Annotated in this window: 9 protein-coding genes; 2 read left to right on the plus strand and 7 right to left on the minus strand. The window is 66.2% G+C overall.

The features are described from left to right. Nucleotides 1-108 precede the first annotated feature (108 nt). Nucleotides 109-1110 (plus strand): Lrp/AsnC family transcriptional regulator, encoded by a 1002-nt coding sequence (locus K377_RS39595; protein ID WP_146614837.1) that lies wholly within the window; start codon nucleotides 109-111, stop codon nucleotides 1108-1110. Nucleotides 1111-1287: 177 nt separating this feature from the next. Here K377_RS39595 and K377_RS39600 read toward each other — a convergent pair whose 3' ends face one another. Then, the gene (locus K377_RS39600; RefSeq protein WP_111668498.1) at nucleotides 1288-1551 is read right to left on the minus strand and encodes a hypothetical protein; all 264 of its coding nucleotides are present in this window, start codon (nucleotides 1549-1551) and stop codon (nucleotides 1288-1290) included. Nucleotides 1552-2118: 567 nt separating this feature from the next. Here K377_RS39600 and K377_RS39610 point away from each other — a divergent pair. After that, on the plus strand, nucleotides 2119-2628 hold the full coding sequence (locus K377_RS39610; RefSeq protein WP_181512760.1) for a hypothetical protein: 510 nt from the start codon (nucleotides 2119-2121) through the stop codon (nucleotides 2626-2628). Nucleotides 2629-3146: 518 nt separating this feature from the next. On the opposite strand, the gene K377_RS39615 is transcribed toward K377_RS39610, so the two are convergent. The 6 genes from K377_RS39615 to K377_RS39645 form a co-directional block, all read right to left on the minus strand. Continuing rightward, a complete protein-coding gene (locus tag K377_RS39615; protein ID WP_111668500.1) occupies nucleotides 3147-3491 on the minus strand; it encodes a hypothetical protein in 345 nt (114 codons plus the stop codon). A gap of 12 nt (nucleotides 3492-3503) precedes the next feature. After that, entirely contained in the window at nucleotides 3504-6179 is a 2676-nt protein-coding gene (locus K377_RS39620; protein WP_111668501.1) for a DNRLRE domain-containing protein, read from the minus strand. A 488-nt stretch (nucleotides 6180-6667) separates the two neighbouring features. After that, nucleotides 6668-7138 carry an HNH endonuclease family protein gene (locus K377_RS42930; protein ID WP_111668503.1) on the minus strand — a complete coding sequence of 157 codons (471 nt, stop codon included), beginning with the start codon at nucleotides 7136-7138 and terminating at the stop codon, nucleotides 6668-6670. A 664-nt stretch (nucleotides 7139-7802) separates the two neighbouring features. Continuing rightward, nucleotides 7803-8051: a hypothetical protein gene (locus K377_RS39635; protein ID WP_111668504.1), complete on the minus strand. Its 249-nt coding sequence runs from the start codon at nucleotides 8049-8051 to the stop codon at nucleotides 7803-7805. An 11-nt stretch (nucleotides 8052-8062) separates the two neighbouring features. Further along, nucleotides 8063-8554 (minus strand): hypothetical protein, encoded by a 492-nt coding sequence (locus tag K377_RS39640; protein WP_111668505.1) that lies wholly within the window; start codon nucleotides 8552-8554, stop codon nucleotides 8063-8065. A gap of 1 nt (nucleotide 8555) precedes the next feature. Further along, the coding region (locus tag K377_RS39645; RefSeq protein WP_146614693.1) for a transposase at nucleotides 8556-8887 on the minus strand (332 nt) is incomplete at its 5' end.

An 8887-nucleotide genomic window follows, 5' to 3' on the forward strand; every position in this document is an offset into this window, starting at 1 on the left:
CCCCTGGTTGGAATGCGATGGTGGCTAGAGTGCAACCGAACGATCAGCAGGCCGGGAAAATGACGGAAATCGTCAGCGGGAGCGACTCTTTTGTTGGATCCGGGCGTAGTGAGCGAGCTGGATCTCTCCTTGGTGCATGCCTTGCAAGTGCACCCCCGGGCGGCATGGACAGATCTCGAACCACTGCTGGGCGCCTCTGCGGTGACACTGGCCCGGCGGTGGGAAAGGCTCACCGCACAGGGCCTGGCCTGGATCTCGGCGGTGCCCGGACCCTCGTTCTCCCGCAGCGGCTGCACCGCCTTCGTCTTCCTGCGGTGCGCTCCCGCCGCCCGCCGACTGCTGGCCGACCGGGTGGCACGGCTGCGTGAGGCGGTGACCGTTGAACTGCTCGCCCCGGGACACGCCGACCTGATGCTGGACGTGCTGACGCCGGATCTCGCGGGCATGCACCGGTTCGTCAACGAAGAACTCGCTCTCCTGCCCGATGTACTTGACGTGGAATGTGTGTTCGCCTCATCTCTGTACGCCGAAGGTTCCCGTTGGCGGCTGGGATCCCTCGACCCGTACCAGCTCTCGGCGCTGGGACGATCCGAGACCCCGGACACCATGAATAGGAGCGCCTTCGATCTGAGCCCGCTGGACCATGCGCTCCTCGACGCACTGGTGCAGGACGGGCGCACCCGGCTCACGGACCTGTCGGCGCTGACCGGGCGGAGCACCGCCACCGTCCGCCGGCGCCTTGGTCGGCTCACCGCAAGCGGAGTTGTCGCGCTGCGCTGTGACATGGCCCCGGTCGTGTCCGGACTGCCGGTGTCCATCACCTTCCGCGGACACGCCGCAGCGAACGACGTCAACCGTCTGCACCGCACTCTGGCGACGCTGCCGGAGTGCCGGCTCCTGGCCGCCGTCACGGGTTCCGCCAACGTGCTGGCCACCTACTGGGTCCGCGACATCGGTTCGGTGCAGCAGCGCGAGACGGCGGCCTGTGCCCAGTCGCCAAGCCTCACCGTCACCGACCGCGTCCTAGGCGTCCGCACCGTGAAAAGGATGGGGCACCTGCTAGACGACGAGGGGCGGCGCGTAGGGGTCTGCCCGATCCGTCCGTGGTGAGATGGTTCCCAGCCTCCGGACAGAGACTGCGTGGGTAGTCGTCCGCCGGGCCACTGCGGCAGCCCACGGCACCAGGGAGAACGACGCGATAAAGCCCGTCGCGAGTAGACGTACGACATGCCCGCGGTCAGCTGGGTCCCGACAGCCCCTCTTGCGGGTGGCTATGTTCAAGAACGGCTACCGTGCGCGTAGCCAGATGGTCGCTCCGGCCAGGTGGAGCAGTCCGGAATCGGCGTCGGCCGGCTCGTACTGTGCGCCGGGGATCCTGGCGGGTGCCTGGGTGAGCATGGCTCCCGCCTCATGTGCTCCGACTCGGCCCCGTGAGCTGTCCCAGGCGAGCTCGGGCAGCTGGCGGCGGGCCTGTTCGGTCCAGGACGGGCGGATGTTCAGCTCGCCCCAGAGCAGTACGGCCCTGGCCATCAGCGCGCTGTGCAGCAGCATGCACGGCATCACCCGCCAATGCTGCTCCAACACCGCTTCGCTGCGGTGGAGTTGGTTCAGCTCCCACAAGGGCGTGGTGCCGGTTTCGCTGTGCCATCGGGTGGTACGGCGGAAGAACCGCAGGAAGTCCCGGAGTCTGCGGGTGGGAGAGGTGTAGGCATCGATCAGGTCGGGCCGGCCACGTCCGCCCGCTCGACGACCTCACCCGTCGTGCGGTTCTGGACTGGCTCGGCCACCGACACAGCCGCTGGCCGAACACGGCCAACCCCCACCTGCTGACCACCCAGAAGACAGCCGTCGAACTCGGCCCGGCTGGCAAGCTCTGGACCACTCGGGCCACCCGCAACCTCACCGCCACCCTGGAAAGGCTCCGCGTTGACCGTCAGCTCGAAGAGGCCCTCACCCATGGCGCCGACCCTCTCCACCTCGCACTCGTCTTCGGTATCGACGAGAAGACCGCCATCCGCTACGCGGACTCAGCACGAGCGCTTCTGGACGAAGAAGCCGAGCAGGCATCGCAGTGAAACCCGCTCGACCTGTTTAATCCCATGACGAGATCATGGCCCCATGCAGTCGACCGAATCAGCCGCCCGCGAGCTTCAGGACCGCGCTGTGCTCTGGAGCATGGGCGAGATCCGCGCAACCGACGTCGTAACCGCTGCCTGTGATGCACTCGTTGCCGGCCTCGACAGTCCTGCCCTACGGATCCTGGCCGCGTGCACGCGCGCGGAGGCGGACTACGACGTCCCCGACCTCCTTCCCCCTGCACTCGACGAACTCGGCCTCACCTTCCACCCAACGGGCAGCGTTGCCGGACAGGAAGCCGCGGCGCGAGCACTTGCCGCCCGGATGCTGGCCGGCGAACTGACGCCACGCGAGCTGGCCTTCAGGATCCATCAGCGCTTCGGGCACGAGCTGCCTCTGGGCGAGCAACTCGCCAACCTGGACGACGACTACGACGTCCTCGAATACGGCGACAGAACACAGGCGCAGGTCGACGCCGATGTCACGACCGAAGCTCTTCGACTCACGCAGCACCCTCGTGTTCCAACCGAACCCACGGGTCTACCGACCTGAAGCAGACCGGTGCACCCGTGGGTTCAGGCTGAATGGCGACCGGAGGGAGCCAGGGATGCGGCAGGAGTGGGAGCCGGAGGACCTGATCGTCGAGGTTCCGTCCCGCACATCGCGGCCTTCCCCACCGTCACCGAGATCAACAGCCGCCTGAGCGCACTCGCGTCACGGCACCCCGCAGGGAAGCCTTGCCTGTTCAGCCCGTCCCCGTAGGCGTTCTGCGACGTCGTCGAATCGTGGTAAGTGATCGTTGGCGTGGCCCTCTGGCCCTCTGGCCCACGCACACCGTCATCTTCGGGAACTTCTCGCTGGCCTTGCAGGTCTTGGTGCATGAGGCGCTCAGCGACAGGGTGGCACCGTGCGCCCGGCCGAGGAGCGCGTCGCGGCTGCGGCCCTGCCCGGACGGGTGGCGGGACGCGCAGTCGTGCTGATCCCGCTGGGCGATCTCACGACCCCGCCGTGCCGGGCAGTTACGCACCCTGGCACGGCGGACCGCTTTCTAGGTCAGAGCCCTTGGCCTCCTACCAGGGCCAGGGTGCGTTGGGATCGACTGATCCGACGGCCAGGCCGCCGAGAGCGGCGGGCAGCCATGTCAGTCGGGCCCAGAAGGTGGATGTGTGGCCCAGCGCGGTACCTGTCTGCGTCGGCAGTACGCAACCCAGGACAACGAGTGGCACCACGTCGGCCCCGCTGAGGTCGTAGTGGTGAGTAACCACGTATCCAAGGGCTGTGGCGATGGCTGCGAGGAGCAGATTCCTGACGTTCACCGCGTTCAGGGCCGGCAGCTCAGCTCCCTTGGCCCGGCGCACCGTGTAGGTGATCAGGATTGCCGTTTCGGCGAGCGTGAAGATCAGGGCGATCAGCATCTGGGGCCTCTGTTAGAACTTGCAGTTGTTCTGGATGCCGTTGTAGCCCATGATCGCTGCGACGATCTTGCGGCCATCTGCGGTGAGCTTGCGGCGCTTCTTCCACGTCTGGATGAGCTTGGCGGTCTTTTTGAAGCCGATCTTCTTGATCAGTCGCACAGCCACGATGATCTTCTTGCTGGAGCCCTGGGGCGTCCAGCCGTAGATGAAACTGGCGATGGACGCGGCACACTTGGTGATTTTCCAGGCGGTGGACCACCAGGACGGGTCGATCACGATGGGAAACTGGGAGCCAGCAGCGAATTCGACGTGCTGTACGAGCTTGTTGCCGACGACCTTGTAGCTGGTCGGTACATCGTTGCCCTGTGCGTCTTTGGCCCAGGGCGCCTCGAAGAAGCCCGCTTCTTCTTTGCTGTCGTCGTTGGGCAGGACAGAGACAGATCCGTCGTCGTGTGCCACTGCCTTCATGCCGGCTGGAACGGTGAAGCTGGTCTCATAGTCGTGCGGGGCAGTGCTGTTCTTGATGATCTGAAGAGTGCGGCTGCCGCCATCCACGGTGGGCTGCACGACGGTGTCGACCGGGCCGGTGGAAGTGTAGACGACGTTGCCGCCGATCACAGTGCCCTTGCTGTCGGCCGCAGGCAGTCCCAGCTTGGTCGGCATCTTGTCGTTCTGGACGTCGATGGTGCCGCCCTCGCCGTTCCACGGCACGCCGACGATGTTCTCGTCCGTGGCGGCGATGGCGGCGTACTTGTCGTCCGAGGATGTCGCCGCGGTGATGTCGGCGGCTTCGGAGTAGGAGTTGGCCAGACCGAGGGACTGTTCCGCGGCGGTGAGCTTCCAGGCGGTGTCGACGTAGAACTTCACCGGTGAGGACCAGCCGGTGGTGTAGTGAGTGCCGTCGAAGGCGGTCGTGCGAAAGCTGTAGGTCTTGCCGGAGGTCAGCTTGCCTGTCGGGATCTTGACCGATGCTGTGGTGTTGCCGGGGACCTTCTGCGAGTTGACGGTGGTGACGACCTTTCCGGTCGCGTCGTCGGTGACCTCGAAGGTTCCCTGGACAGTGTCGTCAGGGTTGGTGTCCGCCATCGACGCCCTCAGCGTGGGCGTCGTGGAGTTGACCTTGAAGATGCCGCCAGAGGAGATGAAGGGGCTGCCGGCCTGAAGGTTTGCGCCGGTTCCGGGTCGGTAGTTGTGGGTGACCTCGAGCGTCGGGACCTGATCCTGGTTGGCTGCCTCGGCGGAGTAGAAGCGCTTCCAGCCGTAGGTGTCAGACTCGTCCGCCGCCTTCAGCGCGATGGATCCGCTGGTGGCCTTGGCGGAGGACCAGGTCTGGGCGAGTTTGGTGATGTCGGCGGTTACCCATCCCGGGCTGGTGGCGGGTTTGGTCTGTGTGGAGGTAGCGATCTTCTCCTTCATCGCCGGTTGCTTCGTCCAGCGGGTGTTTTTGTTCGCCGGGTCCGCAGCCCACACTTCCCAGCCCCGTGCCTCGGCCGACCAGGAGTGGTAGTTCCACAGCTTCAGGTTCGCCTTGGAGACCAGAGAGTCGGCAAAGCCTGCCGAGTTGAACGTTAGGAACGACCGGGCGGTGCGCTTGGTGGACCCTTCATAGTCGCCGGGCCAGCCGATCTTGAGATCGGTGTTGGCGGACTGGTCAGTGGCGTCACCACCCTGAACGAACGTGTCGAAGAGGACGTCCAGGACATCGGCGGCAGGATCGATCGTCACCGGATACTGCGTGTCCGCGGCGTTGAGCCAGTCGGTGTCGGGGGTGAGAGCGAGGGTGACGGTATTGCCGGACTGGGAGACCTTCATGTCGACGGCGTGCCTGTTGGTGCGCTCCAGCGACCGCGGGTCGCGCTGAGCGTCCCACATCACCGGCGACGGCATCACCGCGGACTTCTCGCCGTCAGCATCGGTGAAAGTGACGGATCCATCCGCGTTCCGCACCGCCTTGGTGCCGTCAGGAACCGTGATCGGCAGCACCATCGGCGCTCCCTTCTCCGGAGCCCGATTCAGCTTCAGGTTCTGCTCGAACCCGGTACGGGTGGCCTCCACGATCAAGTCACCGCCGGGGACGGCGTTTTTGTAGGTGGCCACGTTGCCTGACAGCTCGGGAGCCGGCAGGCCGCCCTTCCACTTCAGGGCGAGTCGGCTGCGCCCATGCCCCAGGGAGACCAGCTCCCTGGCCTGAGAGGGAGCAGCCTTGGCCACAGCCTCGACCGACGTGGGCAGCGCACCTTCCTTGCCCGCGATCCTCAGATGCTCGGGATGTGCCTTGGCCTCGACGTCGCCACCCTTGGTGCGTTGAAGGTCGAGGTCGACTGGAACCCACTTGCCGTCTTCGACCATCCGGATGGGGCCTGCGGCCATCTCGGTCGTCAGCGTGCCGTCCGGGTTGGCGAAGGTGGTGTCGGTCTCGGTGCGCATTTGCAGCACCTCGACCTTGTGGCTCTGGACTGCTGCGGCAGTCAGTGCCGCCTCGACGGTTTCGGCTTCGTCGATCGGCTTGCCGGTGAAGGTCTCAAGAGCCTTCTCCAGCTCCGTCATCGCCTGGTCCTCCTGCACGTCGGCCCTGGCTGACGAGCTGTCCGCAAGTGCGACGTGCGGGGTGGCGAGGAGGACCGCGCCGGCGGTCAGCAAGGCTATCCCCGAGGCCACGGAGGCGCGATGGCGTCTGGCGTTGTTCACATGTGTTCCTGAGTTGGTCTTGATCAGATGCCTGCACACGACGGGATGTCCTGAATGCATGGAACGCGTCCACGGACATCACGGCACAGGCAGGAGATGACACCTGTAACCGGTGCCCTTGGGATAACCTTTACATATGCCAAAAGAGCGCCATGCAGGGGGTATGTGATCTGAAAAAGGATTTGCACCAGTTGGTGTGCGTCCCCTGGGAACTGCTGGGCCGCGGGTCCGTAGTCGCGGGCGTGGGGATCCCGTTCAGCGGCTGCTTGAACATCCCGTCCGCAGGGTGCGATCCAGATTCGACGGGAGTGGCTCGGCGCCCGCGTGGATGGGTTCTCGACGCAGCCTGATGAAGATCACGTACTCCATCACGCCCAACTCGGTGAAGCGCCCCGGTGTTCTCGCCGGTGATGCGGCGGGCCATCAGATCGGTCATGGCCAGGTGGATCATGGCTTCGGAGCGGGCCATTCTCCTGGCTCCCGGGCCCCTATCGGGCGAGGGTGACGGTGATGGGCTGGTCGGGGCAGCCGTCCAGGAGGGCGGTCTTCTCGGTGGTGTCGATGCTCATTCCCCACCGGGTTTTGTCGGCGATCCAGTCGGTCACGTACTGGCAGCGGTAGCCGGCGGCCGGGGGCAGCCAGTCGGCCGGGTCCTTGTCGGCCTTGGCGCGGTTGGAGGCGGCGGAGACGGCGATGAGGTCGCGTTTGTCGTCGAGGTCGTTGGCGTAGGCCTCGCGTTCGGCGGCGGACCATTGGGAGGCGCCGGAATCCAATGCTTCGGCGAGGGGGACGAGGTGGTCGATGTCGAGCCCGTGGGGGTCGTTGATGGTGCGGTCGTCGTAGGGGCTGAGCCATTGGCCGCCGGTGAGTTTGCAGTGTTCGCCGTGCTCGGGTGCGACGACGGCATCACGCTTGAGGACTTCGGCGCGGGTGTTGCAGCCGTCGTGGTCGGCGTCGATCCAGTGGTGGAAGCTGGTGCGCTAGTAGCCGGTGCGGTCCGCGGCCCGGGTGGGCAGTGCGGCGAGGGCTTTGCTGACGGGCCCGGTGATGGTCTGCCCGGGGTCGCCGGCCGGCGGGGCGGGTGCGGCGTGGGCGAGAGCCGTGGGGGGCGAGGAGGGCGAAAGTGGCGGCGGCTGCGGCGATGAGGCGCATGAGGTCCGTTCTGAAGATCCCGGCTGGTCATGATCTTCGTAGGGGGACCCGGCTCTTCAAATCGCCTTCATCCGAACCGGGTTCACCCGCGCGGGCGGAAAGTCGGCACGTGGTGAGGCCAGGGCGGGCCGCTGGTTGACTCACTCTGTAGGTGTGCTGCCGCGGTACCGTGCGATCCCTGCGAATCACAAGGCCGAGGCACTGGACCCGGCCTGCGGGGGCTGGTCCTCGACGTCGTCGCGGAGCACACCGACCGTGAGGACGCCGTGTGCTCTGTTGGCGGACCACGGGCGCGAGGGCCGGGTCACGCGTGATCGGCGAGGCTTCGCTCGGGTGCTGTTTCGGACCCCACGATGTAGATCCCGCCCGGGTGTCGTTGGGAGCCGGATATGAGGCGTCCCATGCCGCCCACTCGTACCCGTGGCGTTCCACCGCCAGGCGGCTCGGCGCCCCCTTACCTACACAAAGCCCTCACGAAGCGCAGTCGCGCCCCGCATCGCACTGCCAGCCGGAGAAGCCACCCTCTTTGGGGTTGTCGACATCGTGGTTGAACTCAAGAAACCCCCATGCCACCCAGGCGATGAAGGCGACGCAGAGGACCAGACCGGCCCAGAGAGCGATCTTCTTCAGGGAACTTCCGGTACGTGTGCGGCTTTCGCAGTCCCCTCCGTGGCTGCGGGCCTCGCCCCGCAACTCCTCGGACGACTTGGACAACCCCACACGCCGACCGTTCATACGTCGCCGGAGGAACCGGACACGTCAAAGTCCCGGGCGGTTCCGGCGCTGTGGAGATGGGCGATGTCGGCCTGCTCTAGGTCCATGCCGGTCGGCCCGGGTCCGCCCCCGGACACGGTGGCCCGGTGCTCGCTGGGGATGCCCCAGTCATAACGCTTCTTGACCTCGACGTGGTACGTGATCTCGTCCCCCTCCTTCTCTCCGACGAGCCGGTACTGGAAGTGGGTCAGCGTGTAGAACCACTCCGTGCTGCTGTCGCCGTCCGCAGGATCGGGCGCGGTCGAGGACCACTCGGTGCTGAACGGCCCGTCGCCACGCTTTCGGACGTCGTCGTCCAGTGTGCCCGCGACGCCTTTCCGGAAGGCCGGGATCTCGTCCATCATCTGCTGCGGTTCGACCTCGACGGGCTTTCCGCTCGCGTCCAAGTAGTGCTCGACCAGGCCAGCCGCCGTCGGCCACCCCTTCACCACGGCGTAGTAAGACGTCATTTCACTTGGCGAGTCTGCGGTGGCATATGAGGGTCGCAGCGATGGCTGTGAAGGCGAGGAAGTGTTCTGGTTTGCGCTCGTAGCGGCGGTGGAGACGTCGGCAGCCGGACAGCCAGGACATGGTGCGTTCCACGACCCAGCGGTGTCGGCCGAGCCGTTTGGATGACTCAATGCCCCTTCGGGCAAGGCGATGGCGAATCCCCCGAGAGGCCAGCCAGCGCCGCAGGTGGGAGTAGTCGTAGCCCTTGTCGCCGTGCAGTTTGCCGGGTCGGCGGCGTCGGGGGCCGCGACGGGAGCGGATGGGCGGGATGCCTCGGACCAGTGGAATGAGGG

The organism is Streptomyces sp. PsTaAH-137 (assembly GCF_003259365.1).
Classification (GTDB): Bacteria; Actinomycetota; Actinomycetes; order Streptomycetales; family Streptomycetaceae; genus Streptomyces.